The sequence below is a fragment of the Paraburkholderia sp. BR13439 genome (genome assembly GCF_040948805.1).
Lineage (GTDB): Bacteria > Pseudomonadota > Gammaproteobacteria > Burkholderiales > Burkholderiaceae > Paraburkholderia > Paraburkholderia youngii.
The window spans coordinates 316,602-342,242 of the sequence record NZ_JBFPKN010000005.1 but is presented as its reverse complement, the minus strand read 5'-3'; the positions used below and the strand labels follow the sequence as shown (position 1 = coordinate 342,242).

Annotated in this window: 27 protein-coding genes; 13 read left to right on the top strand and 14 right to left on the bottom strand. The window is 65.7% G+C overall.

Annotation, left to right across the window (positions count from 1 at the left end):
* Window positions 1-6: 6 nt before the first annotated feature.
* The 5 genes from AB3X96_RS13110 (at window position 7) to rhaS (ending at window position 5,638) form a co-directional block, all read left to right on the top strand.
* Entirely contained in the window at window positions 7-900 is an 894-nt protein-coding gene (locus AB3X96_RS13110) for an amidohydrolase (RefSeq protein ID WP_176106218.1), read from the top strand.
* Between the two features lie 48 nt (window positions 901-948).
* Entirely contained in the window at window positions 949-2,478 is a 1,530-nt protein-coding gene (locus AB3X96_RS13105; protein ID WP_368590064.1) for a sugar ABC transporter ATP-binding protein, read from the top strand.
* A complete protein-coding gene (locus tag AB3X96_RS13100) occupies window positions 2,475-3,530 on the top strand; it encodes an ABC transporter permease (RefSeq protein ID WP_368590063.1) in 1,056 nt (351 codons plus the stop codon). The genes AB3X96_RS13105 and AB3X96_RS13100 overlap by 4 nt, the downstream gene beginning before the upstream one ends.
* Window positions 3,523-4,548: an ABC transporter permease gene (locus AB3X96_RS13095; protein WP_176106215.1), complete on the top strand. Its 1,026-nt coding sequence runs from the start codon at window positions 3,523-3,525 to the stop codon at window positions 4,546-4,548. Before AB3X96_RS13100 ends, AB3X96_RS13095 begins: the two co-directional genes overlap by 8 nt.
* A 79-nt stretch (window positions 4,549-4,627) precedes the next feature.
* A complete protein-coding gene (gene rhaS, locus AB3X96_RS13090) occupies window positions 4,628-5,638 on the top strand; it encodes a rhamnose ABC transporter substrate-binding protein (protein WP_368590062.1) in 1,011 nt (336 codons plus the stop codon).
* 88 nt (window positions 5,639-5,726) lie between these two features.
* Here the strand turns inward: rhaS and AB3X96_RS13085 are convergent, their stop codons facing one another.
* The 3 genes from AB3X96_RS13085 to AB3X96_RS13075 all read right to left on the bottom strand — a co-directional run bounded on the left by AB3X96_RS13085 (window position 5,727) and on the right by AB3X96_RS13075 (window position 8,971).
* Window positions 5,727-6,878 carry a CmpA/NrtA family ABC transporter substrate-binding protein gene (locus AB3X96_RS13085; protein ID WP_368590061.1) on the bottom strand — a complete coding sequence of 384 codons (1,152 nt, stop codon included), beginning with the start codon at window positions 6,876-6,878 and terminating at the stop codon, window positions 5,727-5,729.
* 7 nt (window positions 6,879-6,885) lie between these two features.
* The gene (locus tag AB3X96_RS13080) at window positions 6,886-7,461 is read right to left on the bottom strand and encodes an ANTAR domain-containing response regulator (protein WP_368590060.1); all 576 of its coding nucleotides are present in this window, start codon (window positions 7,459-7,461) and stop codon (window positions 6,886-6,888) included.
* 268 nt (window positions 7,462-7,729) lie between these two features.
* Window positions 7,730-8,971, bottom strand: a complete 1,242-nt coding sequence (locus AB3X96_RS13075; RefSeq protein ID WP_368590059.1) for a cyanate transporter — start codon at window positions 8,969-8,971, stop codon at window positions 7,730-7,732.
* Window positions 8,972-9,174: 203 nt separating this feature from the next.
* Between AB3X96_RS13075 and AB3X96_RS13070 the strand changes: the two genes are divergently transcribed.
* Window positions 9,175-9,918: a GntR family transcriptional regulator gene (locus tag AB3X96_RS13070; RefSeq protein ID WP_368590058.1), complete on the top strand. Its 744-nt coding sequence runs from the start codon at window positions 9,175-9,177 to the stop codon at window positions 9,916-9,918.
* A 207-nt stretch (window positions 9,919-10,125) separates the two neighbouring features.
* Here the strand turns inward: AB3X96_RS13070 and infA are convergent, their stop codons facing one another.
* The 3 genes from infA to AB3X96_RS13055 all read right to left on the bottom strand — a co-directional run bounded on the left by infA (window position 10,126) and on the right by AB3X96_RS13055 (window position 11,544).
* Window positions 10,126-10,404: a translation initiation factor IF-1 gene (gene infA, locus AB3X96_RS13065; RefSeq protein ID WP_008924062.1), complete on the bottom strand. Its 279-nt coding sequence runs from the start codon at window positions 10,402-10,404 to the stop codon at window positions 10,126-10,128.
* 135 nt (window positions 10,405-10,539) lie between these two features.
* Window positions 10,540-10,821, bottom strand: coding sequence for a hypothetical protein (locus AB3X96_RS13060; RefSeq protein WP_368590057.1), 282 nt, complete (start codon window positions 10,819-10,821; stop codon window positions 10,540-10,542).
* 504 nt (window positions 10,822-11,325) lie between these two features.
* Window positions 11,326-11,544, bottom strand: a complete 219-nt coding sequence (locus AB3X96_RS13055; protein ID WP_368590056.1) for a hypothetical protein — start codon at window positions 11,542-11,544, stop codon at window positions 11,326-11,328.
* A gap of 237 nt (window positions 11,545-11,781) precedes the next feature.
* On the opposite strand from AB3X96_RS13055, the gene AB3X96_RS13050 reads away from it, so the two are divergent.
* Genes AB3X96_RS13050 through AB3X96_RS13040 form a run of 3 tightly spaced genes read left to right on the top strand, consistent with a single transcriptional unit; the run spans window position 11,782 to window position 12,943 of the window.
* Complete coding sequence (locus tag AB3X96_RS13050) at window positions 11,782-12,426, top strand: transcriptional regulator (RefSeq protein ID WP_026228479.1); 645 nt, start codon at window positions 11,782-11,784, stop codon at window positions 12,424-12,426.
* Between the two features lie 58 nt (window positions 12,427-12,484).
* Window positions 12,485-12,712, top strand: a complete 228-nt coding sequence (locus AB3X96_RS13045) for a DUF1653 domain-containing protein (protein ID WP_368590055.1) — start codon at window positions 12,485-12,487, stop codon at window positions 12,710-12,712.
* 36 nt (window positions 12,713-12,748) lie between these two features.
* A complete protein-coding gene (locus AB3X96_RS13040; protein WP_013092013.1) occupies window positions 12,749-12,943 on the top strand; it encodes a YqaE/Pmp3 family membrane protein in 195 nt (64 codons plus the stop codon).
* A 60-nt stretch (window positions 12,944-13,003) separates the two neighbouring features.
* Here AB3X96_RS13040 and AB3X96_RS13035 read toward each other — a convergent pair whose 3' ends face one another.
* The gene (locus AB3X96_RS13035) at window positions 13,004-13,312 is read right to left on the bottom strand and encodes a 2Fe-2S iron-sulfur cluster-binding protein (RefSeq protein WP_176106205.1); all 309 of its coding nucleotides are present in this window, start codon (window positions 13,310-13,312) and stop codon (window positions 13,004-13,006) included.
* A gap of 304 nt (window positions 13,313-13,616) precedes the next feature.
* Between AB3X96_RS13035 and AB3X96_RS13030 the strand changes: the two genes are divergently transcribed.
* Entirely contained in the window at window positions 13,617-13,907 is a 291-nt protein-coding gene (locus tag AB3X96_RS13030) for a DUF1488 domain-containing protein (protein ID WP_013092011.1), read from the top strand.
* Window positions 13,908-13,932: 25 nt separating this feature from the next.
* Here AB3X96_RS13030 and AB3X96_RS13025 read toward each other — a convergent pair whose 3' ends face one another.
* The 7 genes from AB3X96_RS13025 to AB3X96_RS12995 all read right to left on the bottom strand — a co-directional run bounded on the left by AB3X96_RS13025 (window position 13,933) and on the right by AB3X96_RS12995 (window position 20,772).
* Entirely contained in the window at window positions 13,933-14,466 is a 534-nt protein-coding gene (locus AB3X96_RS13025) for a cytochrome b (protein WP_368590054.1), read from the bottom strand.
* Window positions 14,467-14,589: 123 nt separating this feature from the next.
* Entirely contained in the window at window positions 14,590-15,891 is a 1,302-nt protein-coding gene (locus AB3X96_RS13020) for an NCS2 family permease (RefSeq protein WP_176106203.1), read from the bottom strand.
* Window positions 15,892-16,054: 163 nt separating this feature from the next.
* Window positions 16,055-16,549, bottom strand: coding sequence for a YaiI/YqxD family protein (locus AB3X96_RS13015; protein WP_176106202.1), 495 nt, complete (start codon window positions 16,547-16,549; stop codon window positions 16,055-16,057).
* 140 nt (window positions 16,550-16,689) lie between these two features.
* Window positions 16,690-16,956, bottom strand: coding sequence for a DUF4148 domain-containing protein (locus AB3X96_RS13010; protein WP_176106201.1), 267 nt, complete (start codon window positions 16,954-16,956; stop codon window positions 16,690-16,692).
* Between the two features lie 226 nt (window positions 16,957-17,182).
* A complete protein-coding gene (locus AB3X96_RS13005; protein WP_176123913.1) occupies window positions 17,183-17,953 on the bottom strand; it encodes a slipin family protein in 771 nt (256 codons plus the stop codon).
* Window positions 17,950-19,641, bottom strand: a complete 1,692-nt coding sequence (locus AB3X96_RS13000; protein ID WP_368590053.1) for a nodulation protein NfeD — start codon at window positions 19,639-19,641, stop codon at window positions 17,950-17,952. The genes AB3X96_RS13005 and AB3X96_RS13000 overlap by 4 nt, the downstream gene beginning before the upstream one ends.
* A gap of 84 nt (window positions 19,642-19,725) precedes the next feature.
* On the bottom strand, window positions 19,726-20,772 hold the full coding sequence (locus AB3X96_RS12995; protein WP_368590052.1) for an AraC family transcriptional regulator: 1,047 nt from the start codon (window positions 20,770-20,772) through the stop codon (window positions 19,726-19,728).
* A gap of 221 nt (window positions 20,773-20,993) precedes the next feature.
* Between AB3X96_RS12995 and AB3X96_RS12990 the strand changes: the two genes are divergently transcribed.
* The 3 genes from AB3X96_RS12990 to AB3X96_RS12980 all read left to right on the top strand — a co-directional run bounded on the left by AB3X96_RS12990 (window position 20,994) and on the right by AB3X96_RS12980 (window position 25,622).
* Entirely contained in the window at window positions 20,994-22,127 is a 1,134-nt protein-coding gene (locus AB3X96_RS12990) for an acyl-CoA dehydrogenase family protein (RefSeq protein WP_368590051.1), read from the top strand.
* A 110-nt stretch (window positions 22,128-22,237) separates the two neighbouring features.
* Window positions 22,238-23,929, top strand: coding sequence for an AMP-binding protein (locus tag AB3X96_RS12985; RefSeq protein WP_176367191.1), 1,692 nt, complete (start codon window positions 22,238-22,240; stop codon window positions 23,927-23,929).
* A 151-nt stretch (window positions 23,930-24,080) separates the two neighbouring features.
* Window positions 24,081-25,622 (top strand): CoA-acylating methylmalonate-semialdehyde dehydrogenase, encoded by a 1,542-nt coding sequence (locus AB3X96_RS12980; RefSeq protein ID WP_368590050.1) that lies wholly within the window; start codon window positions 24,081-24,083, stop codon window positions 25,620-25,622.
* Window positions 25,623-25,641 lie beyond the last annotated feature (19 nt).

Genomic DNA, 25,641 nt, shown 5'->3' with positions numbered 1-25,641 from the left:
TGCCGCATGCAGGTTGTCGATTCGCATATCCATCTGTGGGATCTGAAAACGCATCGCTATCCGTGGCTGGAGAATCCGGGCGTGTCGTTCGTCGGCGATGCGCGGGAGCTGAAGCATGACTATCTGCTCGAGCATCTGCTCGGTGAAGCGGGCGACATTGACGTGCTGAAGCTCGTGCACGTCGAAGCGAATCACGATCCGGCCGATCCCGTCGAAGAAACGCGCTGGTTGCAGTCGATCGCGGATCGCGACGCGTCGCGCGGCATGCCGAATGCGATCGTGGCCGCTGTCGATCTGTCCGCGCAGAACGCACCGGCGTTGCTCGAAGCGCATGCGTCGTTCGCGAATACGCGCGGCATCCGGCAGATTCTCAACGTGCACGACAACAAGCTGTTCGATTACGTCGGCCGTCACTATATGCGCGAGCCGCAGTGGCGCGAGCATTTCGCATTGCTGCGCCGGTTCGATCTGTCGTTCGACCTGCAAATCTATCCATCGCAGATGGAAGAGGCGGCCGCGCTCGCGCGTGCGCATGCGGACACGCTGTTGATCGTCAATCATGCGGGCATGTTCGTCGATCGCAATAGCGTGGCCGGTTATCGCGCGTGGCGCGATGGCATGCGCTTGCTGGCGGCCTGTCCGAACATCGCGGTGAAGATCAGCGGACTCGCGATGTTCGATCATCACTGGACCGTCGAAAGCCTGCGCCCGTATGTGCTCGAAACGATCGATACGTTCGGCGTCGAACGCGCGATGTTCGCGTCGAACTTTCCGGTCGACCGGCTGTTCGGTTCGTACACGGATTTGTGGCACGCGTATGCGTCGATCGTTGGCGATGCGAGCGAGGCTGAGAAAGACGCGCTGTTTCGGCGTAACGCCGAACGGTATTACCGGATTTGACGCGCCGCCGCGTCGAGCAGAACACAGCCGAAAAAAAGGAGACACGCAGTGCAGCCATCCCCTTCCGCGGTGCCGCGACTCGAATTGCGGCACGCGAGCAAATCCTTCGGCCGGGTGCGCGCGCTGTCCGACGGCGACCTCGTGCTGTGGCCCGGCGAGGTGCATGCGCTGCTCGGCGAGAACGGCGCGGGCAAATCGACAGTCGTGAAAATTCTCGCCGGCGTGCATCAGCCCGATGCCGGCGAATTGCTGGTGAACGGCGAGCCGCGCCGCTTCGCGACGCCCGCCGAAGCCCGTGACGCCGGACTCGCGGTCATCTATCAGGAGCCGACGTTGTTCTTCGATCTGTCGATCGCGGAGAACATCTTCATGGGCCGGCAGCCGGTCGATCGTTTCGGCCGCATCCAGTACGACGCGATGCATCGCGAAGTGGACGGACTGCTTGCGTCGCTCGGCGTCGAACTGCGCGCGGATCAACCGGTGCGCGGTCTGTCGATCGCGGATCAGCAGGTGATCGAAATCGCCAAGGCGTTGTCGCTGAACGCGAGCGTGCTGATCATGGATGAACCGACGGCCGCGTTGTCGCTGCCCGAAGTCGAGCGGCTGTTCGCGATCGTGCGCAAGCTGCGCGAACGGGACGTCGCGATTCTGTTCATCACGCACCGGCTCGACGAAGTGTTCGCGCTGACGCAGCGCGTGACGATCATGCGCGACGGCGCGAAAGTGTTCGACGCACTGACCGCCGATCTGAGCACCGACGCGATCGTCGCAAAGATGGTCGGCCGCGATCTGGAAACGTTCTATCCGAAGGCCGATTGCACGCCTGGTGAAGTGCGTCTGTCGGTGCGCGGCTTGACGCGCATCGGCGTGTTCAAGGACGTCTCGTTCGACGTGCGCGCCGGCGAGATCGTCGCGCTCGCGGGTCTGGTCGGCGCGGGGCGCAGTGAGGTCGCGCGCGCGATCTTCGGTATCGATCCGCTCGATGCGGGCGAAGTGTGGCTGTCCGGCAAGCGGCTCGACACCGGCAAGCCCGCGGCCGCGGTGCGTGCCGGGCTCGCGCTGGTGCCGGAGGATCGTCGCCAGCAAGGCTTGGCGCTGGAACTGAGCATCGCGCGCAATGCGTCGATGACGGTGCTCGGCCGGCTCGTGCGGCATGGTCTCATTTCGACGCGCAGCGAAACGCAGCTCGCAAACAAGTGGGGCACGCGGCTGCGCCTGAAAGCCGGCGACCCGAATGCGCCGGTCGGCACGCTGTCGGGCGGCAACCAGCAGAAGGTCGTGCTCGGCAAATGGCTCGCGACCGGCCCGAAAGTGCTGATCATCGACGAACCGACACGCGGCATCGACGTCGGCGCAAAAGCCGAGGTATATAGCGCGCTGGCCGAACTCGTGCGCGACGGCATGGCCGTGCTGATGATTTCGAGCGAGTTGCCCGAGGTGCTCGGCATGGCCGATCGCGTGCTCGTGATGCACGAAGGCCGCATCAGCGCGGAGATCGCGCGCGCCGACGCGAACGAGGAGCGGATCATGGGCGCCGCGCTCGGTCAGGGACTCTCACCATTGGGACGTGCAGCATGATGCGCCATTCGACCCATCCCGCGCCGGTCCAGCAATCGCTGCCGAAACGTTCGGCCGCTTCGTCGGGCGGTCTCGTCGCGAGCATCGCGAAGAGCCGCGAAACCACGTTGTTCGTCGTGCTGATCCTGCTGATCGCGGGGACCGGGCTTGCGAAGCCGCAGTTCCTGAACATGCAGAATCTTCGCGACGTGCTGCTGAACGTGTCGATCATCGGGCTGCTGACGGCGGGCATGACCGTCGTGATCCTGATGCGGCATATCGATCTGTCGGTCGGCTCGACGGTGGGTGTCAGCGCGTATGCGGTAGGGAGTTTGTATGTTGCGTTCCCGCATATGCCGGTGCTCGTCGCACTGGCCGCGGGACTCGCGATCGGGCTTGCCGCGGGCGGCATCAATGCGCTGCTCGTCGCGGTGGGGCGCGTGCCTTCGCTCGTCGCGACGCTGTCGACGCTGTACATCTTTCGCGGCGCCGATTACGCGTGGGTGCACGGCGGCCAGATCAACGCGACTAGTCTGCCCGACGCGTACTCGCGGCTCGCGACCGGCACGCTGTTCGGTATCCCGACGCTCGCGCTGATCGCGGTCGTCGTGCTTGCCGGCCTGTCGGTGTATCTGAAGCAGTTTCGCGGCGGTCGCGAGCACTACGCGATCGGCTCGAATCCGGAGGCCGCGCGGCTCGCGGGCGTCAACGTCGAGCGTCGCGTGATGTCGGGCTTTTTGTTGTCCGGCGCGATTGCGGGCTTTGCGGGCGCGTTGTGGCTCGCGCGCTTCGGCACCGTCGATGCGAGCACCGCGAAGGGCATCGAATTGCAGGTCGTCGCGGCGGCGGTGGTCGGCAGCGTCGCGATCACGGGCGGCGTCGGCACGATCCTCGGCGCGACGCTCGGTGCGCTCGTGCTCGGCGTGATCAGCATCGCGCTGGTCGTGCTGCACGTGTCGCCGTTCTGGGAGCAGGCGATCCAGGGCGCGCTGATCGTCGCCGCGATCGCCGCCGATACGCTGCTGGCCCGCTCCGTCGCCAAACGCATGATGAGGAAACGCGATCATGGCTAAACCCGATTCCGCGCTGCTGACGCGCAAGCGCGAAACGCCGCTGCAATGGGAAGTATTGCTGGTGATCGTGCTGATCGTGTCGCTGGTGTTGGGGCGCTGGCTGTCGCCGGTGTTTCTGACCGGCGCGAACCTCAGCAACGTGTTCGCCGATCTGACCGAGATCGCGCTGATGGCGCTGCCGATGACGCTGATCATCGTCGCGGCCGAAATCGATCTGTCGGTCGCGTCGGTGCTGGGCGCATCGAGCGCGTTGATGGGCGTGCTGTGGCACATGGGTCTGCCGATGCCGGTCGTGATCGTGCTGGTCCTGATCGCCGGCGCGTTGGCGGGTCTGCTGAACGGCCTCGTGATCGTCAAGCTGAACCTGCCGTCGCTCGCGGTCACGATCGGTACGCTCGCGCTGTTTCGCGGTCTCGCGTATGTGCTGCTCGGCGATCAGGCAGTCGCGGATTTTCCGGCCGCGTATACGGCGTTCGGCATGAATACGCTTGGGCCCACGTTCATTCCGTTGCCGTTCGTGATCGTGATCGTCGCGGCCGTGCTGTTCACCGTGCTTTTGCAAGCCACCGCGTTCGGCCGCAGCCTCTATGCGATCGGCGCGAATCCGACCGCCGCCGCGTTCTCCGGCATCGAGGTCGCGAAGATCCGTTTGCGTCTGTTCGTGATGTCGGGTCTCGTCAGCGCGCTCGCGGGCATCGTCTATACGCTGCGCTTCACCAGTGCGCGCGGCGATAACGGCGAGGGCTTCGAGCTATCGGTGATCGCGGCGGTGCTGTTCGGCGGCGTCAGCATCTTCGGCGGACGCGGCTCGATGGTCGGCGTGCTGTTGTCGCTGCTGATCATCGGCGTGCTGAAAAACGCGTTGACGCTCGACGACGTATCGAGCGAAACGCTGACCATCGTGACCGGCGTGCTGCTGCTCGCGTCGGTGCTGATTCCGAACCTCGTCGCGCGCTGGCGTGCGGCGCGCGACCGGCGTTTCATCGCGAAGTCCGCAGCAGCGTCTTCTTCATCCTAGTGGTCACCGTTCGTACGAAGCTCCCAAGGACCGATAACCCGGATCCCTCTCTGTCCAACAACAACGCAGGAGACACTTCATGTTCAAACCTCTACGTCACACCGGCATGGCCGCGCTATGCGCCGCGTTGCTCGCGATCAGCTGCGGCGGCGCGTTCGCGGCGGACCTGAAAAGCGGGCTGAAGATCGCGTTCGTGCCGAAGCAGATCAACAACCCCTATGAAGTGATCGCCGACGACGGCGGCCTCGCCGCGATCAAGGAGTTCGGCGGCGTGGGCAAGGCGGTGGGACCGTCGGATGCGGGAGCATCGTCGCAGGTGTCGTACATCAATACGCTGATCACGCAGCACCAGGACGCGATCGTGATTGCCGCGAACGATGCGAACGCGGTCGTGCCGTATCTGAAGAAAGCGATGGGGCAAGGCATCAAGGTCGTTACGTTCGACTCCGATACCGCGCCAGAAGGCCGCCAGTTGTTCGTCAATCAGGCGAACGCGGAGGGCATCGGCCGCGGTCAGGTGCAACTGGTCGCGAAGCTGATGGGCGGCGAGGGCGAGTTCGCGATCCTTTCGGCGACGCCGAACGCGACCAACCAGAACACGTGGATCAAGTGGATGCAGGAGGAACTGAAGAAACCGGAGTACTCGAAGATCAAGCTCGTCAAGATCGCTTACGGCAACGACGACGATCAGAAGTCCTTCGTCGAAACCCAGGGCCTGCTGCAGGCGTATCCGAACCTGAAGGCGATCGTCGCGCCGACGACGGTCGGCATCGCGGCGGCGGCCCGCTATATCTCGTCGTCGTCGAGCAAGGGCAAGGTGGCGGTGACGGGCCTCGGCACGCCGAACCAGATGCGCGCGTTCGTGAAGAACGGCACCGTGACCGCATTCCAGCTGTGGGACCCGAGCGAGCTCGGCTATCTGGCCGCGTACGCGGCGGCGTCGCTCGCGTCGGGCAAGATTTCGGGTAAGGAGGGCGAATCGTTCGATGCCGGCAAGCTCGGCAAGCGCACGATCGGCGCGCAAGGCGAAATCATTCTCGGACCGCCGACCACGTTCGATGCGAGCAATATCGACAAGTACAACTTTTGAGCTTCGGCGACGCCGACTGTCCACTTGACCGCCGTTGGCGGCGCGTGGGCAGTCAGCGCATCAGTACGAGCGTTCGCGTGCGGTCTGCTCAGCGGCGGATCGCGAAACGCTGTCCATACGCGGCGGGCGATGATCCGCTTCCCCACACCTCACCATCGATCAATTCCCTTGTCACATCCTCGCCAGGCACCCGCACGTTCACGCGCGCGGCGGCCTCGCGATACAGCTGCGTCTGGTTGATGCGCTCGGCGATCGCTTCGTAATCGTCGCGCGCATCGATGATCCCCCAGCGCTCGAACTGCGTAAGGAACCACGCGCCTTCGATTGGATGCGGATAGTTGACCGCGCCGTCGTCGAAGAAACGCATCGGCAGGCGGCGCGGGTGCGCCGTGTCGACGTGGTCACCAAGGCGCGTCGCGATCAGCGATTCGTCGATACCGATGTAATCGGACCGCGCAAGCCAGCGCGCGATCTCGTCGCGATGCCCGGCGCCGTCGAGCCAGCGGCACGCTTCAAGCACGGTCTGCACGAGCGCGCGCGTCGTGCGCGGATGCGCGTCGATGAAATCGCGTCGGCAGGCGAGCACTTTCTCCGGATGCTCGGGCCACACCTCGCTGGTATAAGCGATGGTTCTGCCGACGCCGTGCGCCTCGGCCATCGCATTCCACGGCTCGCCGACGCACAGACCGTCGAGCCGGTCTTCGGCGAGCGCCGCGACCATTTGCGGCGGCGGAATCGCGACGCTGTCAATGTCGCGCAACGGATCGACGCCTTGCGCCGCGAGCCAGTAGTACAGCCACATCGCGTGCGTGCCGGTCGGGAAGGTGTGCGCGAACACCGGCTTGCGGCCGAGCGTCGCGAGCGCCTCGCGCAAAGTCCCGTGCTTCGCGAGCGCCTCGGCGAGCCGATTCGATAGCGTGATCGCCTGGCCGTTGCGGTTCAGCACCATCAGCACGGCCATGTCGGTGCGCGGTCCGCCGAGGCCGAGCTGCACGCCATACACAAGCCCGTAAAGCGCGTGTGCGGCGTCGAGATCGCCCGACAGCAGCTTGTCGCGCACGGCGGCCCACGACGGCTGGCGGCACAGTTCGAGCGTGAGTCCGTGCGCATGGCCGAACTCGAGCAGCTTCGCGGCGATCAGCGGCGCCGCGTCGGACAACGCGACGAAGCCCAGCCGCAGATGGGTCTTTTCAGGCGGCTCGGCAGAGGCCGCCGCGGTGACGGAAGTGGCTGGATTCATGAGCGCATCATTTGAGCGAGCCGGCCGACGCGACGACCTCGCGCGCGACCTCGGCGAGTTTGACGCCCTGGTTCATCGCGCGTTTGCGCAGACTCGCGTAGGCGGCCGGTTCGGTGAGTTTCTGCTGATCCATCAGCAGGCGTTTCGCGCGATCGATCAGCTTGCGCTCGGCAAGTTCGTTTTCGGCCTGCGCCAGCCGCTCGCGCAATTGCGACTCCTGCGCGAAACGCGCTAGCGCGACTTCGAGGATCGGCGCAAGCCGCTCGGTCGCGAGGCCTTCGACCAGATACGCGGTGACGCCCGCGTTGACCGCTTCGCGGATCAGTTGCTGGTTCGCGTCGTGACTGAACATCAGCACGGGGCGCGGCGCGGTCGAGTGCATCACGGCGAGTTGTTCGAGCGTATCGCGCGACGGCGACTCCGTATCGATGATGATCACGTCGGGCCGCTCGTCCTGCACCGCGCGATGCAGCGCCTGCGGCGTCGCGGTGCCTGCCAGCATTTCGCAGCCGAGACAGGCGAGCGCGTCGCGCAGATCGCCTATGGGTTTGTCGGTGTCGGTGACAAGAAGAACGCGCAGCATGGAGTCAGGGGAAGGGACATCTGACTACCAGTAAAGCAATGGATATGCCAGTCACCGAGCGACGCGGATTGGCGACGTGTGTGAACTGCGTTGCGCGTAAACGGCGCGGGCCGATTGGGATTTTCTTGCGGGCGATGGCTGCGAATCATCCGCGAACGGGGTGTGTGGCCACGTCGGTCGCGCTGCACCGGCACGGGGCATGCGGGACAGCGGACACCCGATGCACCGAAGCGGCGCATCGCGTACGAAACGGTCGAAGGCTCAAAGCTCAAAGCCAGCGCGAATAACTGCGTGGAGAAAACAGCAAGGTCACCGGCATCATCGCGGCGATGCAGCCGCCGAGCATGATCCACGCGGCGGCGAACCCGCCGCTCCAGCCGCGCACGATGCCGGCGACGAGCGGCGTGACGGCCGCGACGATAAAGCCGACGCCCTGCGTAAACGCGACCAGCTGGCCGGCCACGCGATGATCGCTCGAATGATCCATCGTGGTCACGAGCGTCAGCGAAAACACGCCGCCGAGCCCCGCGCCCGCGATGCCGACCCATAGCAGCGGCGCGGCGTCGGGGAGTGCGATCAGGCCCAGAACGCCAGCCAGTTGCGCCGATAGCCCGAGCAGCAACCATGGTCGGCGATCGCGGAACGACGCGGCGGCTAGCGGCAGCAGCAACGCCGACATGGCCTGGAAGACCGTCATCGCGGCGAGCAGCGAGCCGCTCGCTGAGACGCTCATGCCGCGCTGCTGATAGAACGCCGGCAGCCACGCGACCAGACTCGTATAACCGCCGTTGACGATGCCGAAGTACAGGCCGAGCGTCCACGCGCGCTGTGTGGTCCACGGCGAGAACGCCGGCGCGGGCGCGGCAGAGGTGCGCACGGCGATGTGGACCACGGCATGCCGCCGCGTCAACAGCCACCAGCCCGTGAGCGCGCCGCAGGCCGGCAGCGCCCACACCGCGAGCCCCGCATGCCAGGAATGCATCGCGCGGCTGACCCACGGACTCAGACTCGCGCCGAGGCCGCCGCCGCCCATGATCGACGCGGAGAACACGCCCATCGCGAGTGGCACGCGGGCGTGGAAACGCTGCTTGATGACGGCGGGCAGCAGCGCCTGAATCGCGGCGACGCCGGCGCCCGCGAGCAGCGCCGTAGAGAGCAGCGTGAAGCCGCTCGACGCCAGCCAGCGCGCCGCGCATGCAAGCGCGATCGCGACCAGGCCGAGCGCGACTCCGCGCGTTTCGCCGACGCCGCGCGTCAATGCCGCCGCGCCGAATGCGCCGACGCCCATCGCGACGACAGGCAGGCTGGTCAGCAATGACGCGCCGTAGAAGCTCAGGCCGGTCGCGTCGCGAATCGTCGTCATCAACGGGCTGATCGAGGTCAGCAGTGGGCGCAGATTGATGCCGATCACGACGATCGCGCCGAGCCACGCGAGGTCGTGCCATGTGAGCGCGGCGCGGGCGCGGTTTGCGGAGGTACTGCGGGAAGTAGCGCTGGTGGGCAAATTCATCGCGAGCCTGAGAGCCGGACTGCGGAAAACGTTGCAGTCTCCGTTTTGGTCAACCATAGTAACCGAATATGGTTAACCATTTGCGCGAATGTCCGGTATAAGCGGCGGCGTAGCCAGGCAGATTGGCGTCGTGCGCGGGGCATCGCTAGAATGCTGCGGCGTTGTTCCGTTCTTGTTTTCCACCGTCCACGGTCACTGAAATCATGGCTGCGCGTTCCCCGCGTACTTCCTCCGCCGAATCCGCTTCATCCGCTTCATCCGCGAGCGGCGACGCCTCGCCGAGCGTCGAAGAGCGCATTTATGCGTCGATTACCTCGGCCCTGCTGCAGGGGCGTTTGCGGCCCGGTGCGCAACTGGTCGAGCGCGATCTCGCGGCCGCGTTCGGCTGCACGCGCGGCGCGCTGCGCAAGGTGCTCGCGCGGCTGGGCTTCGAGGGCAAGCTCGTGCTCGAGGCGAATCGCGGCGCGTTCGTGCCGTCGCCGTCGGAGGAGGACATTCGCCAGGTGTATCGGGCGCGGCAGATCGTCGAGGCGGGCATCGTCGCATCGCTTTGCGGTGCGCTGAGCGCCGCGCATAAACGGCGCTTGCGCGCGCATGTGCGCAGCGAGGAGAAGGCGCTGCGCGCGGGCGCCATCGATGAATCCGTGCGCCTCGCCGGCCAGTTTCACGTGCTGCTGACGGAGCTGGCGGGCGGCACCGAGTTGCTTGGACTGGTCGGGCAACTGGTCGCGAAGACCGAGCTGTACAAGGCGCTGTTCGATCCGTCGAAGGGTTCGAGTTGTTCCGCCGATGAGCATGCGCGGATCATCGACGCACTCGATGCCGGCGACCTGCAAGCCGCGTTGACGGCGATGCGCGAGCATCTGTCGGAGCTGGAGGAGCGGGTGGTCGAGCAGGTGCGCAAAAGCGCGGATGGGGAGGATCTGGGGGCGGTGTTCGGAGTTTAGCGAGACGCGCTGCGACGTGCGTAGTCGCCCAAGCGGCGCGCCGTCAGATTCCAGTCAAGACGCCGCGCGTTCGTTCGAGCAGAACGCGGAGCCGCAAGGTCGGGCGCGAGTCTGTAGGGCCTCGCGCTGACTCTCGAGGTTCGGGCGGGCTGCCCGCGTCACCTGCAATGGCATCGCAGGTACGCAGGGCGGCGCCGTCACCACTGCTTATCTACGCCGCGCACCCTGCGACGCCGGTCGTGGCGCACCGCCACCGCTCGGGCGTTCGTCCTTGTGGCGGAAATTGATCCGCCCTTTGGTCAGGTCGTAGACCGACATTTCGAGCGTCACGCGATCGCCCGCGAGAATACGGATATGGTTCTTGCGCATGCGTCCGGACGCATAAGCGCCGACCACGACGCCGTTGTCGAGCGTCACGCGGTAGCGGCTGTCCGGAAGCACTTCGTCGACGATACCGTCAAGTTCAATCAGTTCTTCTTTCGCCATGCATCACTCCTGGTCGATGGGATAAAGGGGAAATCGGCCGCAGGCATTGCGAGCGGCGCGACTGTGGATTCGTTGGAAAAGCAGCGGCGCCCAAACGCACGCTGCGCGACATGAGTGACGCGCCGATGACGCCGCTCAAAGATCGGTGACCGACTGACCGCTCACCTGGCCGTCGATCAGCCGTTCCGCATGCGCCATGCACGCGATGCGCGCCTTGCCCATGCCGTCGAACGGAAACAGATACTGCAGACGGAACACCCGGCCCTCGGCCGCCGGATTGGCGCCGACGCGGCAGATGCGCACCGATGCGTCGTAACCGGCGCCAGGATTGCGCGTCGCTTGCGCGCCCGGCGGGCGGCGCGGATAAACGAGCGGGTGAATTTCGTAACCCTTGTAGGTCTTGACTGCTGAATTCATGAAAACGTGTCCTGTATTGCGTGGTCCGCGCGCCGCGTGCCGGGCGCTGCTTCCGCCAACGTCTCCTCGAGGCGTCGCGACGCGGACCGGCGGCGCAGCACCCGATGGGCGCGCCGCGATGAAAATGGTTGGCACAGGCCTGCTAGACCCGGCGGGCTCAATGACAATGGCTCGAGCGGTCGCGCGAAAACGCGGATTCGACCGAAAACGCTGAAGCGGCGCGCCAATTCGTGCGCCGGACGCATGATGCTGAACGACCGCTCGGTGTACTTCTCGCGGCGGCGAATGCGGACGGCGCATTGCCGGAGTGACGGGATCGCCGACAAGGGGCGGTCGAACTGTCGGGGGTGGTGCGGAGATGCCGGGTTGAGACTGCCTGGTGCTGCCAGTGCTATATGGGTGCGAGGTGCAACTATTGCAATATGATGCCTGAAATAGGGCTGATTGGATAGTGCAAACTTCAGTGCACGGCCGGAACGCCCGCCTGGCGGGGCTTTGCGGTCGTCAGCGCGACGTCTCGGCGACGCGCTTCTGCAATTCGCGCGCGGCCGCCAGCGGCAAGCGCGCATCGTTCCAGCCGGCCAGCCATTCGACTTCCTTCGCCGTGAAGACCTGACCATAGTTGCGCAGTGCGTACTGCAGCGAATCGATGACGTGATTGCGAATGATCTCAGGCGTACGCGTGTCGTCGAGCACGGCGCGAAGCGCTTCGAGTGTGGCCATCGGTCGGCTCCGTTCGGTTGGATGTCGGTGGTTCAGCGTTTATCGCACGAAAAAAATGCGCTCGCGAGGTGGACAAAATTGCCGTCCGGCGGCGATTCGCGGCGCCAGCGCGAGGCCGCTACAATGGCGGCTTCCTGAATGGCGGACCGAGCGTGCGCGCCGAAGCCTGCTGCTGGCATCTGGCATCGTCGGCATTCGCGATCGCGCGCCGCCTCCTTCGAACCTCGCGTTTTTTCCTTGCGCAACCCGAACGTGTCTCCTGTCAAAGACCTGCTGTTAAAGCGCTACGCGCCGATTGCCGACGGCATCGCCGCGCTGCTCTATCCGTGCGCCGAAGTGGTGATTCACGATCTGCGCGATCAGACCATCGCGTATCTGGCGAACAATCTGTCGCGGCTCGAGGTGGGCGCGCCGTCGGTGCTCGACGACGCGCACTTCGCGGCGCGCGGCCAGACCATCGGTCCCTACGAGAAACTGAACTGGGACGGGCGCCGCATGCGCTGCGTGAGCAACATCCTGCTCGACGACGATGGCAAGCCCGCCGGCATCCTGTGCGTGAACTTCAACATCGCGGTGTTCGAAGACGTGCGCTCGACGCTCGATTTGTTCATCAAGGGCGGCACGATGACGGACGCGCCAGGCGACGATCTGTTCCGCGACGACTGGCAGGACCGCATCAACACGTATCTGCACACGTGGTTGCGCGACCGGCAGATCGGCATCAATGCGCTGACGCGCGAGCACAAGCGTGAAATCGTCGAAGCGCTGCACGCGCAGGGCGCGTTTCGTGGCCGCAGCTCGGCGAACTACGTGGCCGCGGTGCTGACGATGGGTCGCGCGACCGTCTACAAGATCCTGAAGCAGATGAAAGAGGGCGGCTGAGTTCAGGCGGGCGGTGCTTGAAAATGCTTCGATGACGCCCAAAATAAGGACATACGCGATGCGCTACCGACACTACAAAGGCGGCCTTTACGAACTGGTCTGCGAGGCCACGCTCGAATCGGATCCGACGGTCACGATGATCGTCTACAAGGCGGCCAATGGTACGATCTGGACCCGTCCAGCGACGGTGTTTTTCGAGCTGGTCGAGCAGGACGGCGTCAAGGTCCCGCGCTTCGCGCCGCTCGATGAGTTCAACAACGAAACAGATGCGTCCCGCTCGGACTAACGCATGCTGCCTTAACGACAGGAACAGGAAAACCGAATGCGTCTTTTGCTTGCCATCATTCTGCCGTGGTTGCAGTTTTTCACGATCGGCCGTCCGTTTGCGGGCATCATCTGCCTGATTCTGCAAATCACGGTGATCGGCTGGGTGCCGGCGGCCATCTGGTCGGTGTATGCGCTGAGCCAGTACAACACGGACAAGAAAATCGCCCGCGCGATGGGCAATGGGCGGTAACACGCGGCGTCTGAAGCGTCGGGGAGGGTGGGCGCGTCGCGCTCACGCTCGCGCCATCATTCACCCCACCGGTATCACGACCGCATCCGGCACTTCGATCACCACGTCGGTTTCCGCGATCGCCACGCACGGCAGGATATAACCGTCCGCCTTTTCCTCACGGCTCACACCGGGCCATTCAATCGAATAGCGCACACGCCCGGACGTCATCCGGCACAAGCAGGTGCGGCACGTGCCGTTGCGGCACGAACGCGGCAAACGCAGATTCGCGAAAGCAGCGGCTTCGAGAATCGTCAGCGAATCGGGCGCTTCGAAGCTCTGGCCGAGCGGTTCGACGCGAACTACAGGCGGGCGGGTGGGGGCGGACATCGTCAGTTTGGTTACTTTGTGCGCGACACTTTACACGGGATCGGACGCCGCTTGATATTGCGCTGCAACATAGGCAAATCAGTCGTGTTGTCAAGAAAAAATCGGGGAAATCTTGCACCTGGCCCGAACTCGTCTAAAGTGAATCAATTCACCTCCGCGTGGCGCGAACTGACTATGCCGCGTTGAGATGACGGCCCGCGTCGACTGCATGGGACAAGGAGGAACGAGCGGCTGGCGCGATAGCGAGCAATCAGCGCGTGCATTACCCGAGCGCATCGTACGCGCACTCTTCCAGGTGACTCCCATGCAGATCCAATTTCCGAACGAAGCCCCTGAATATTCAGGTCGCGAACTTACCTTGGCGTTTCCGGCAATGGTCGATGGGCAGAGGGTGGAGTGCATGATCACCGCGGAAGCGCTCGAGGATCACTTCGGCGCCGCGTCCCCCCGGCAGGAGGACATGATCGTTGCGTTCGACACGCACCGGCCGCGCATCGAGGCCGCCACGCGCCGGCTGTTATCGGAAACTCGCGCGCAGTGTCTCGTGCTCAGAAGCGGCTACGTGCGTTTTTATGAGGCGAACTGGCGTAACTGACTGCACGCAGCCAACTCCATCGCTTTCAAATGATCCGCCGCAGCGCCCGATCCTTGAACACCACATGGTGCGCGATGGCCGCGAGCGCATGCAGTCCGATCACCCAATAGAACACGTTGCCAAGCCACTCGTGTGCGTCCTTCAACAGCGGCCGCGCGATCGAATCCGCACGCACCAGCGTGAAGCTGATGTCCGTCCACGCGAGCGACACCGGCCGCCCGCCCGCGTTGACCATCAGGATACCGAGCAGCGGCTGCGCGAAGATGAACACATAGAGCGCGAGGTGCGCGGAGCGCGCGACAAAAGCAAGCAGCCGGTTGTTTTCGAGTTCCTCGGGCGCGCCGGCCCACAGTCTCCAAAGCAGCCGCAGCACGGCCAGCACGAGCACCAGCGTGCCCGCCCAAAAATGCACGCCGGTCCAGAACTCGCGGCCGTCGGAGCCGCGCGGTCCGCGGATTTCGATGGCCAGATAGGCCAGCGCGACCAGCAGAAAAATCATCCAGTGGAAGAAAATCGCGGGCCTCGTGTAGCGGTCCGTCGTGCGGTCATATGAGGACATGGCGGCTCCTGGGGGCGACCCGATCTATCGCGACCCGATCGATCGTCGTTCGAAACATCGGATGATAAACGTTCGCCGAACCCGACGACGCTTTCGACCACGCAACCGACCCGCGCGAAGTCCTCACTCGCTGCCGAGATAGAAATACCGGAACAGGAAAATCGCCGCGATGATCCACACGACCAGCTTCACCTGGCGCGCCTGGCCCGTCAGCAGCTTGAGCGCCGCGTACGAGATGAAGCCGAACGCGACGCCGTTCGCGATCGAGTAGGTGAACGGCATCAGCAGCGCGGTCAGCGCGGCCGGCACGACTTCGGTCGCGTCGTCCCACGGCAGATCGACCAGTTCGCGCAGCATCAGGCACGACACGTACAGCAGCGCGGGCGCGGTCGCATACGGCGGCACCACTTCGGCGAGCGGCGCGAAAAACAGCGCCGCGACGAACAACAAGGCGACCGTGATCGCGGTCGCGCCGGTACGGCCGCCGGCCTGCACGCCGGACGCGCTTTCGATATACGCGGTCGTCGACGACGTGCCGAGCATCGAGCCGGCGAGAATCGCGGTGCTGTCGGCGAGCAGCGCGCGATTCAGCCGATGCATCTTGCCTTCGACCAGCAGCCCCGCGCGGTTCGCGACGCCCATCAGCGTGCCGGTCGCATCGAACAGCTCGACGAGGAAGAACACCAGTACCACGTTCAGAATGCCGCTCGACAGCGCGGTGCGGATATCGAGCTGGAACAGCGTCGGCGCGATCGACGGCGGCATCGACAAGACGCCGTGAAACTGGTTGCCGCCAAAGAAAAAGCTCAGGATCGTCACGCCGACGATACCGATCAGGATCGCCCCGCGCACGCGCAGATGATCGAGCGTGACGATGCCGAAGAAGCCGATCGCCGCGAGCACGACGTGCGCGTCGTGCAGATTGCCGAGCGTGACGAGCGTGGCCGGATTGCCGACCACGACGCCGGCCGACTTCAGCGAAATGATCGCGAGAAAGAGGCCGATACCGCCGGTGATCGCGATCCGGATCGAATGCGGGATGCCCTTGACGATCACCTCGCGCACGCGGAACAGCGTAACGATCAGGAACAGGCAGCCGGAGATGAACACCGCGCCGAGCGCGGCCTCCCACGTGTAGCCCAGGCCCTTGACGACCGTGTACGCGAAGTACGCGTTCAGGCCCATGCCGGGCGCGAGCGCGATCGGGTAGTTCGCGTACAGACCCATGATCAGCGACGCGAGCGCGGACACGATGCAGGTCGCGACGAACACCGCGCTCTTCGGCATGCCGGCGTCGCCGAGAATCGCCGGGTTCACGAAGATGATGTAGGCCATCGTCAGGAAGGTGGTCACGCCGGCTAGCACTTCGGTGCGCAGGTTGGTGTCGACGGCGTCGAAGCCGAAGTAGCGTTTGATCGAGTCCATGTGGCGGGTTTTCTCTTTCGTCGTTCGGAAAGTGTTTTTGTGATTGAGGCAGTCGCCGCGCAGCCCGGCAAAACGGTGCGCGCGGCGATGTTACGGCGGAATTGTAAACACCAACGGCGGCGCCTCGTCGCTTGCGGCTGCGCCGGCAGCCCTCTCGGGCCCGTCAGGCGGGCGGTTTGCCGGGCGACTGTGGCGCCGGCACATCACCGCGCGGCGCATGACGCGCGAGCCAGCGATCGAGTTCGCCAGCAAACGTCTTGCCATCCCGCGCGCTGAAGGCGGACGGACCGCCCGTGTCGACGCCGCTCGCGCGCAACTGGTCGAGCATCGAGCGCATGCGCAGCCGTTCTTCGATCGTGCCGGGCGTGAACCAGTTGCCGCGCGGATCGAGCGCGTGGGCATTTTTTGCCAGCACGGCGGCGGCGAGCGGGATGTCGCCGGTGATCACGAGGTCGCCCGCGACGACGCGCTCGACGATCAGCTGATCGGCGGCGTCGAAGCCGGCCGGCACCTGGATCGCGCGGATCAGCGGCGACGGCGGCACGCGCAGGAACGCGTTGGCGACCAGCGTCAGCGGCATGCCGGTGCGGCGCGCCGCGCGATAAAGCATGTCCTTGACGACGGCCGGGCAGGCGTCGGCATCGACCCAGATTGGCATGGTGCGGATTCCGGCTAGGTGCGGCTGGTTTGCTGCGTTGGGGGTTGGAGGGACGGGATGATACCTTGCCGCGACGCAAAGGGTTTCCCTGCCGCCCGCGACGGGCGGCATTCAGGCTGCGGGTGCGGCAGCGACTGCTTTTACTGCACTGTCGTCGGTTCGAGGCCTTGCCGCTCTGCGCGGCGTTGCGCGACGATCCGGCCGGCTTCCTGCGCGTTCTCCGGATAGTTGACCCAGTCGTTCGGATCGTAGCCGGCGGCAAGCCATTCGATGAGTTCGGCGCGGACCTGGGCGCGCGTTTTCGGCGCCGACGGGTCGTTGGGCTGCATCACCGCTTGTGCGTAGACGGTGCTGATACTCACGGCGGCCACCAGCGCGCCGAGTCCAATGCGGGAGAACAGATTCATGGCGGGCTCCTGCGGAGCGGAAAAACAGCCGGGCCTGGTCGTTTTTCGGTGCGCGCCGGGTGAGGCGGAAAAAAGCAGCGCACCATTTCTGCCGGCGGATCGAACCCGCCGCGAGCCGAGTTCCCCACGGAGCGCAAGCAACGCGGAAGCGGGCGGGTTTGGCTAAAACTTCAAAATTTCGGCGCTAGTCGGTGCCAAATGGGCGTCCTGACAAAATCTCGTCCTATCACGTCGAAGGCTTGTTGAACCGTTCCATCACCGCGCTCACCAGGTCGACCGGCAGCGGAAACACGATCGTCGAGTTCTTGTCGGCGGCGATCGTCGTCAGTGTCTGCAGATAGCGCAGCTGCATCGCCTGCGGCTGGCGCGCCAGCGTCTGCGCTGCTTCGAGCAGCTGCCTCGACGCCTGCAACTCGCCTTCCGCGTGAATCACCTTGGCGCGCCGTTCGCGCTCGGCCTCAGCCTGACGCGCGATCGCGCGGATCATCGTTTCGTTGATATCGACGTGCTTGATCTCGACGATCGACACCTTGATGCCCCACGCATCGGTTTGCGCGTCGAGCACCTTCTGGATGTCGGTGTTCAGCTGCTCGCGCTCGGACAGCAGCTGGTCGAGGTCGTGCTTGCCGAGCACCGCGCGCAGCGTCGTTTGCGCCAGCTGGCTGGTCGCCTCGAAGTAGCGCGCGACCTGGATCACCGCCTTCTCCGGATCGACGACGCGGAAATACACGACCGCATTCACCTTCACCGACACGTTGTCGCGGGTGATTACGTCCTGCGTCGGCACGTCGAACACGACGGTGCGCAAATCCATCCGCACCGCCTGCTGCACGATCGGAATGATCAGCACCAGCCCGGGCCCCTTGACCTTCCAGAAGCGGCCGAGCATGAACACGACGCCGCGCTCGTATTCGCGAAAAATCCGCACCGACGATGCGATCAGCACGGCCACCAGCAGGATCAGGATGCTGCCGAAGCCGAATGTGAAGCCGATCATGAGGGTTCTCCTTGTCCTTGTATTGGGGCGGCCGGTTTGACGGGCACCACGGTCAGCGTGAGGCCGTTGCGCGCCGTGACGCGCACGCTCTGCCCCGGCGCGGCCGGCGTCGTGCTCGACACGCGCCAGCGCTCGCCGTGCACGCGCGCCCAGCCGCCGAGCGGGCCGCTGGCCGAGTGTTCGGGTTCGGGCAGCAAGCCGCCGTCCAGCACCACGCCGACGCAGCCGATCAGCGCCTCCGAGCCCGTCACGACCGGCCGGCGCCGCGCGCGCAGCGCGAGCCGCGACACGCCGAGCACGAACGCGACGCTGAACACGACGACCGCGGCGATCAGCGGCAGCGGGATGCCGTAGCCAGGCACATCGGTATCCATCAGCATCATTGCGCCGACCACGAACGCGACCACGCCGCCGAAACCGAGCGAGCCGAAGGTCGGCAGGAACGCTTCGCCGATCAGAAAGGCGATGCCGAGAAAGATCAGGCCGAGGCCGACATAGCTGACGGGCAGCATCTGCATCGCGAACAGGCCGAGCAGCAGGCTGATCGCGCCGACCACGCCGGGCAGCACGAAGCCCGGATTGGCGAATTCGAAGAACAGGCCGTACATGCCGAGCATCAGCAGAATCAGCGCGACGCTCGGATCGGTGATCACGGCGAGGAAGCGGCTGCGCCAGTCGGGTTCGAGCGTGATCAGCGGCGCATGCGCGGTCTGCAGCGTGACGCTGCCGGCGCTCGTGATGACCGTGCGGCCGTTCAGCTGGCGCAGCAGGTCGGGCACGTCGCGCGCAACGATATCGACGACGTGCTGCGCGAGCGCTTCTTCATCGGACAGGCTGACCGCTTCGCGGACCGCGCGCTCGGCCCAGTCGGCGTTGCGCCCGCGCATCTGCGCGAGGCCGCGGATGTAGGCGGCGGCATCGTGGACCTGCTTGCGCAGTTCGGTCGATTGGGTGTCGAGCGGCAGCGCGCTGGCGGCTTCGGATGATGCGCCGGGTGACGCAGGCGCGGACGTTGGCCCGGACGCTGGCCCGGACGCGCCGCCGGGCAGCGTGCGCATGTCCGGCAGTCCTGGCGTGCCTGGAGTGCCCGGTGTGCCCGGTGTGCCCGGTGTTCCAGGTGTGCCCGGCATTCCCGGCGGGCCGCCGCCACCGGGTGGCTCGTTGCCGCCGATGCCCATCTGGATCGGCGTCGCGGCGCCGAGGTTGGTGCCCGGCGCCATCGCCGCGATATGGCTCGCGTAGACGATGTAGGTGCCGGCGCTGGCAGCGCGCGCGCCGCTCGGCGCGATGAAGGTCGCGACCGGCACCGGGGAGGCGAGGATCGCCTTGATGATCTGCCGCATCGACGTGTCGAGTCCGCCGGGCGTATCCAGTTGCAGCACCGCGAGCTGCGCGTGCTGGCTCTCCGCGCGCTGTAAACCCCGCACGATGAAATCGGCGGTGGCCGGCCCGATCGCGCCGTTCACCGGAATCACCTCGACGCTGTTCGAGGTCACGGCGCCGACGTTGGCCGGTGTCGCCGCATTGGCCGCTTGCAGCGGCGCGAGCGCTCCGCACGTCGCGAAGCCGAGCGCGCACAGCACGCCGAGCACGGCGATGCCGCGCATCAAACGGCCCGCGATGCCGCCGTGGATAAGCGGCGTGCGCGGACCGGACTGCCGGAGCGGGAGACGCGGAGTCGTGTTCATCGCTGACGGCCGTCGCGCCAGCCGGTGCGAACCGGCGGCGCGGGCCCATACCTCGATCAAGGCTGGCCGGTTGCCGCTTAAAGCTTAGTCCGATTCGGCGCGACGCGTGAGATCGGGCCCCGTGGCCCGGGCCGGCCGATAGTCGGTCGGGCGCATGCCGGTCCATTTGCGGAACGCGCGATGAAACGCGCTCGGCTCGGCGAAGCCGACGGCGTTCGCGATATCGGCGATCGTGCGCTGTGTGCGCTGCAGTTCGGCAATCGCGATGTCGCGCCGCAGCGCGTCCTTGATCGACTGATACGTGTGGCCCTCCTGCTTCAGATGCCGCCGCATCGTCGCCTCGGCGACGTGCAGGCGCGCGGCCATCTGATCGGCCGCGGGCCAGCCGGACATCGGCAGTGCGCGCAGGGTCTTGCGCACGCGCGCGGCGAGCGAACCGGGATTGCGGTACTTGACGATGAAGCTGCCCGGCGCATCGCGCAGAAACGGGCGCGCCGAGCGCGAAGTCTGGATCACCGGCAGCTCCAGAAACGCGGGGTCGAGATCGACGTACGACTCGGGCTCGTCGAAATGCATGTCTTCGCAGAACATCAGCCGGTATTCGTGCGCGGCCGGCGGCGCGGCGCAGCGAAAGCGCGCTTCGAGCAACGGAATGCGTCGGCCGACAAGCCAGCAGACGAGTCCGTACACGAGGATGAAATACGTCGCGTAAGCGAACATCGCCGGCTTGCGCGCGCCCGCGCGTTCGACGAACGTCAGGCGCACGCGCTCCGCCTCGGTGTCGATCGTCGCGCCGAGATCGTCGAGCACCAGGCGCATGAAGCCGACCGCGCGCGCGAGCGCTTGCGCACCGTTGCGCGCGCCGAGCGCCATCTGCGTCATCGCGATGAAGCTGCCGCTTTTCATCGGATGCGAGTCCTGGCCGAAGAACTCGTCGTCGAGCGCGCGCGCGATGCCGGCCCACAGCGCGCCGTATTGCGCCGATGACACGCGGCTTTTCGGCGACGCGAGCATCGGCGCGGCGATGCCGGCCGTCTCGGCGAACGCTCGCGCATCGAGCCCGCGCGCCGTTGCGAGCGCGAGCGTTTCCTCGACGAGACTGACGGAGATCGTGCCTTTGTCGCTTTTCATCGGAATTCGGTTTATCTGGCAAAAGCGCTCAGCATCGGTTGGCTCGTGGTTCGTGAAACCCCTGAAATGACGAAGCGCCATGCACGCGCATGGTAGCAGTATGGCAAAAGCGCTCAGCAAATGTGAGCGGAGCGAGCATCGAGTGGCGTGAGCCGCTTGCCTACACTTGGCGCATCACCGAGATCGCCAGCACGGCCGTCAGCACCCACGAGGACGCAGTCATGGACAGCTTCTACACCGACGAACAACGGATGATCCGCGACGCCGCGCGCGACTTCGCCACCGAGTGTCTGGCGCCGCACGCGGCGCAATGGGATCGCGACGCGCAACTGCCGGCCGAGGTCGTCGCGCAGATGGGCGAACTCGGTTTTCTGGGCATGATGGTGCCGGCCGAGTGGGGCGGCTCCTACACCGACTACGTTGCCTACGCGCTCGCGCTCGAAGAGATCGCAGCCGGCTGCGCGGCCTGCGCGACGCTGATGAGCGTGCACAACTCGGTCGGCTGCGCGCCGATCCTTAACTTCGGCAGCGCCGCGCAGAAGGACCGCTATTTGCGCGACCTTGCCACTGGCCGCACGATCGGCGCGTTCTGCCTGACCGAGCCGCAGGCGGGCTCCGAGGCGAACAATCTGCGCACCCGCGCGCAGTTGTGCGACGGGCAGTGGATTCTGAACGGCAGCAAGCAGTTCGTGACCAATGGCGCGCGCGCCGGGCTCGCAATCGTGTTCGCGGTCACCGATCCCGAGCGCGGCAAGCGCGGCCTGTCGGCCTTCATCGTGCCGACCACGACGCCGGGCTTCGACGTCGGCCGGCCGGAGCACAAGCTCGGCATTCGCGCGTCCGACACCTGTCCGATCTCGCTCGATCACTGCGCGGTGCCCGAGGCCAACCTGCTCGGCGAACCGGGCGAGGGTCTGCGCATCGCGCTGTCGAATCTCGAAGGAGGGCGCATCGGCATCGCCGCGCAGGCGGTCGGCATCGCGCGCGCCGCGTTCGATGCCGCGCGCCGCTACGCGAGCGAGCGTGAACAGTTCGGCAAGCCGCTGAAGGACCATCAGACCATCGCCAACATGCTCGCCGACATGGCGACGCGCCTGAACGCCGCGCGCCTGCTCGTGCATCACGCGGCGCGGCTGCGCTCGGCGGGGCGCCCGTGTCTGTCGGAGGCGTCGCAGGCGAAGCTGTTCGCGTCGGAGCTGGCCGAGGAGATCTGCTCGAACGCGATCCAGATTCATGGCGGCTACGGCTATCTGGAGGACTATGCGGTGGAGCGCCACTATCGCGATGCGCGCATCACGCAGATTTACGAAGGGACGAGCGAGGTGCAGCGGATGGTGATCGCGCGCCATGTTTGAGGGCGGCGTTTGAGCGCACAATAGCCTGGCCGTGATGCTTCGTTGAGCGGAAGAGCGGCAAAAACCAGCGGCAAAAAACTGAGCGCCCAGAGCGCCACCTGGAGACGACGATGACAGCAGCGAAAGCCTTTCTCGAAGCGCGCGATCTGCTAGTGCGCCATCGCACCGACTACGAGCGCGCATACCGCGAATTCACGTGGCCGGCGCTCGGCGAGTTCAACTGGGCGCTCGACTACTTCGACGCGATTGCGCGCGACAACGACAACCCCGCGCTGTGGATCGTCGACGATCCTTCCAGCGACGGCCTGCGCCTGTCGTACGCGCAGATGTCGGAGCGCTCGTCGCGGATGGCGAACTTTCTGCGCGGCGCGGGCGTCGGTCGAGGCGACCGTGTGCTGCTGATGCTGCCGAACCGCGTCGAGCTATGGGACGTGATGCTCGCCGCGATGAAGCTCGGCGCGATCGTGCTGCCCGCCACCACGCAGCTATCCGCCGACGACGTGCGCGACCGCGTGCAGATCGGCGGCGCGAAGTTCGCCGTGGTCGACAGCGCGGAGCTGGGCAAATTCGATGCGCTAGACGTGCCGCTCACGCGCTTCTCGGTCGGCGCACCGCGCGACGGCTGGATCGATGTCGCCGCCGCGTACGAGGCGGCGCCGGATTTCACGCCGGACGGCGTCACCCACGCCAGCGATCCGATGCTGCTGTACTTCACGTCCGGCACCACGTCGAAGCCGAAGCTCGTCGAGCATACGCATCAGAGCTATCCGGTCGGGCATCTGTCGACGATGTACTGGATCGGCCTGCAACCCGGCGACATCCATTGGAACATCAGCTCGCCGGGCTGGGCCAAGCACGCGTGGAGCTGCTTCTTCGCGCCGTGGAACGCGCAGGCCTGCGTGTTCGTGTTCAACGTCCCGCGCTTCGTGCCGAAAGACACACTCGCCGCGCTGGTGCGCTTCAACGTGACCACGCTGTGCGCGCCGCCGACCGTCTGGCGCATGCTCGTGCAGGAGCCGCTCGGCGACTATCCGGTGAAGCTGCGCGAGATCGTCGGCGCGGGCGAGCCGCTGAATCCGGAGGTCATCGAGCGCGTCAAGCACGCGTGGGACATCACGATCCGCGATGGCTACGGCCAGACCGAGACGACCTGCCAGATCGGCAATTCGCCGGGCCAGCCGGTCGTGGCCGGCTCGATGGGGCGTCCGCTGCCGGGCTACCGCGTCGAACTGCTCGATGCCGACGACCAACCCGTGACCGAAGGCGAAATCGCGCTGCCGCTCGCCGAACGGCCGCTCGGCCTGATGACCGGCTACGCGAACAATGCGAACGCGACCGCGCAGGCGATGCGCAACGGCTTCTATCGCACGTCGGATGTCGCGCTGCGTCGCGACGACGGCTACTACGTGTACGTCGGCCGCTCGGACGATGTGTTCAAGTCGTCCGACTATCGGCTGAGTCCGTTCGAACTCGAAAGCGTGCTGATCGAACACGAAGCGATCGGCGAGGCGGCCGTCGTGCCGAGCGCGGACGCGTTGCGTCTGTCGGTGCCGAAGGCGTTCGTCACCGTGCGTCAGGGCTATGAGGCCGGTCCCGAACTCGCGCGCGCGGTGTTCGCGTTTTCGCGCGAAAAACTCGCGCCATACAAGCGGATTCGTCGTCTGCAATTCAGCGAACTGCCGAAGACGATCTCCGGCAAGATCCGCCGCGTCGAGTTACGGCGCCGCGAAATGGAGCGCGCGGCCGAACCCGCGCGTCTGCCCGACGAGTACTGGGAAGAGGATTTCCCCGACTTGCGTTGACTGTCTTCATTCCTCGCCATTGCTGGTTTTGCCGCCCCGGTCTGAATCGCACGCGTCGAATTCGAGCTTCGGATTCAATGCGTCGGGGCACTGTTTTTTCCTTCCCTATCGCTGTCCGGCCGCCGTGCGGCCATCGCACAGGAGTTTCAGCATGAGCACCCTTGCTTCGAACGAGACCAGCCGCGACGTCGCCGGCGCCGTGGCCACCGTCAAACTGCTGATCGACGGCGAGTTCGTCGAATCGAAGACGACCGAGTGGCGCGACATCGTGAACCCGGCCACCCAGGCGGCGCTCGCGCGCGTGCCGTTCGCGACCGTCGCGGAAGTCGACGCGGCGGTGCGCAGCGCGCACGCCGCGTTCAAAACGTGGAAGGACACGCCGATTGGCGCGCGCATGCGCATCATGCTGAAGTACCAGGCGCTGATTCGTGAGCATATGCCGCGCATCGCGAAGACGCTGTCAGCGGAGCAGGGCAAGACGATTCCCGATGCGGAGGGCGACATCTTCCGCGGTCTGGAAGTCGTCGAGCACGCGTGTTCGATCGGCACGTTGCAGCAGGGTGAATTCGCCGAGAACGTCGCCGGTGGCGTGGACACCTACACGCTGCGTCAGCCGCTCGGCGTCTGTGTCGGCATCACGCCGTTCAATTTCCCCGCGATGATCCCGCTGTGGATGTTCCCGATGGCGCTCGTATGTGGCAACACCTTCGTGCTGAAGCCATCCGAGCAAGACCCGCTGTCGACGATGCAGCTCGTCGAACTTGCGCTCGAAGCCGGCGTGCCGAAGGGCGTGCTGAACGTCGTGCACGGCGGCAAGGAAGTGGTCGATGCGCTCTGCACGCATGAACTGGTAAAGGCGATTTCGTTCGTCGGTTCGACGGCGGTCGGCACGCACGTGTATCGCCTCGGCAGCGAACACGGCAAGCGCGTGCAAGCGATGATGGGCGCGAAGAACCACGCGGTGGTGCTGCCCGACGCGAACCGCGAACAGACGCTCAACGCGCTCGCGGGCGCCGCGTTCGGCGCGGCCGGTCAGCGCTGCATGGCGACTTCGGTGGCGGTGCTGGTGGGCGCCGCGCGCGAGTGGCTGCCCGAGCTCGTCGCGAAGGCGAAGACGCTGAAGGTCAACGCGGGGCACGAGCCGGGCACCGATGTCGGGCCGGTCGTGTCGCGCGCGGCGAAGCAACGCATTCTCGGTCTGATCGACGCGGGCGTGAAGGAGGGCGCGACACTCGCGCTCGACGGCCGGGATGTGAGCGTGCAGGGCTATGAGCAGGGTAACTTCATCGGCCCGACGGTATTCAACGACGTCACGACCGACATGGAAATCTACCGCACCGAAATCTTCGGACCGGTGCTCGCGGTGGTCAACGTCGCGACGCTCGACGACGCGATCGCGCTCGTCAACGCAAACCCGTTCGGCAACGGCGTGGGCCTGTTTACGCAAAGCGGCGCGGCGGCGCGCAAGTTCCAGAGCGAGATCGATATCGGCCAGGTCGGCATCAACATTCCGATCCCGGTGCCGGTGCCGTTTTTCAGCTTCACCGGCTCGCGCGGCTCGAAACTCGGCGATCTCGGTCCGTACGGCAAGCAGGTCGTGCAGTTCTACACGCAGACGAAGACGGTCACCGCGCGCTGGTTCGACGACGACACCGTCAGCGACGGCGTCAACACGACGATCCGCCTGCGTTGAACGCATTGCACGCATTGAA

Excerpts from the sequence above, each read along its gene's own strand:
- AB3X96_RS13110 (WP_176106218.1), top strand. The coding sequence starts at position 7 with ATGCAGGTTGTCGATTCGCATATCCATCTGTGGGATCTGAAAACGCAT.
- AB3X96_RS13100 (WP_368590063.1), top strand. The coding sequence starts at position 2,475 with ATGATGCGCCATTCGACCCATCCCGCGCCGGTCCAGCAATCGCTGCCG.
- AB3X96_RS13095 (WP_176106215.1), top strand. The coding sequence starts at position 3,523 with ATGGCTAAACCCGATTCCGCGCTGCTGACGCGCAAGCGCGAAACGCCG.
- rhaS (WP_368590062.1), top strand. The coding sequence starts at position 4,628 with ATGTTCAAACCTCTACGTCACACCGGCATGGCCGCGCTATGCGCCGCG.
- AB3X96_RS13085 (WP_368590061.1), bottom strand. The coding sequence starts at position 6,878 with ATGAATCCAGCCACTTCCGTCACCGCGGCGGCCTCTGCCGAGCCGCCT.
- AB3X96_RS13080 (WP_368590060.1), bottom strand. The coding sequence starts at position 7,461 with ATGCTGCGCGTTCTTCTTGTCACCGACACCGACAAACCCATAGGCGAT.
- AB3X96_RS13075 (WP_368590059.1), bottom strand. The coding sequence starts at position 8,971 with ATGAATTTGCCCACCAGCGCTACTTCCCGCAGTACCTCCGCAAACCGC.
- AB3X96_RS13070 (WP_368590058.1), top strand. The coding sequence starts at position 9,175 with ATGGCTGCGCGTTCCCCGCGTACTTCCTCCGCCGAATCCGCTTCATCC.
- infA (WP_008924062.1), bottom strand. The coding sequence starts at position 10,404 with ATGGCGAAAGAAGAACTGATTGAACTTGACGGTATCGTCGACGAAGTG.
- AB3X96_RS13060 (WP_368590057.1), bottom strand. The coding sequence starts at position 10,821 with ATGAATTCAGCAGTCAAGACCTACAAGGGTTACGAAATTCACCCGCTC.
- AB3X96_RS13055 (WP_368590056.1), bottom strand. The coding sequence starts at position 11,544 with ATGGCCACACTCGAAGCGCTTCGCGCCGTGCTCGACGACACGCGTACG.
- AB3X96_RS13045 (WP_368590055.1), top strand. The coding sequence starts at position 12,485 with ATGCGCTACCGACACTACAAAGGCGGCCTTTACGAACTGGTCTGCGAG.
- AB3X96_RS13040 (WP_013092013.1), top strand. The coding sequence starts at position 12,749 with ATGCGTCTTTTGCTTGCCATCATTCTGCCGTGGTTGCAGTTTTTCACG.
- AB3X96_RS13035 (WP_176106205.1), bottom strand. The coding sequence starts at position 13,312 with ATGTCCGCCCCCACCCGCCCGCCTGTAGTTCGCGTCGAACCGCTCGGC.
- AB3X96_RS13030 (WP_013092011.1), top strand. The coding sequence starts at position 13,617 with ATGCAGATCCAATTTCCGAACGAAGCCCCTGAATATTCAGGTCGCGAA.
- AB3X96_RS13025 (WP_368590054.1), bottom strand. The coding sequence starts at position 14,466 with ATGTCCTCATATGACCGCACGACGGACCGCTACACGAGGCCCGCGATT.
- AB3X96_RS13020 (WP_176106203.1), bottom strand. The coding sequence starts at position 15,891 with ATGGACTCGATCAAACGCTACTTCGGCTTCGACGCCGTCGACACCAAC.
- AB3X96_RS13015 (WP_176106202.1), bottom strand. The coding sequence starts at position 16,549 with ATGCCAATCTGGGTCGATGCCGACGCCTGCCCGGCCGTCGTCAAGGAC.
- AB3X96_RS13010 (WP_176106201.1), bottom strand. The coding sequence starts at position 16,956 with ATGAATCTGTTCTCCCGCATTGGACTCGGCGCGCTGGTGGCCGCCGTG.
- AB3X96_RS13005 (WP_176123913.1), bottom strand. The coding sequence starts at position 17,953 with ATGATCGGCTTCACATTCGGCTTCGGCAGCATCCTGATCCTGCTGGTG.
- AB3X96_RS13000 (WP_368590053.1), bottom strand. The coding sequence starts at position 19,641 with ATGAACACGACTCCGCGTCTCCCGCTCCGGCAGTCCGGTCCGCGCACG.
- AB3X96_RS12995 (WP_368590052.1), bottom strand. The coding sequence starts at position 20,772 with ATGAAAAGCGACAAAGGCACGATCTCCGTCAGTCTCGTCGAGGAAACG.
- AB3X96_RS12990 (WP_368590051.1), top strand. The coding sequence starts at position 20,994 with ATGGACAGCTTCTACACCGACGAACAACGGATGATCCGCGACGCCGCG.
- AB3X96_RS12985 (WP_176367191.1), top strand. The coding sequence starts at position 22,238 with ATGACAGCAGCGAAAGCCTTTCTCGAAGCGCGCGATCTGCTAGTGCGC.
- AB3X96_RS12980 (WP_368590050.1), top strand. The coding sequence starts at position 24,081 with ATGAGCACCCTTGCTTCGAACGAGACCAGCCGCGACGTCGCCGGCGCC.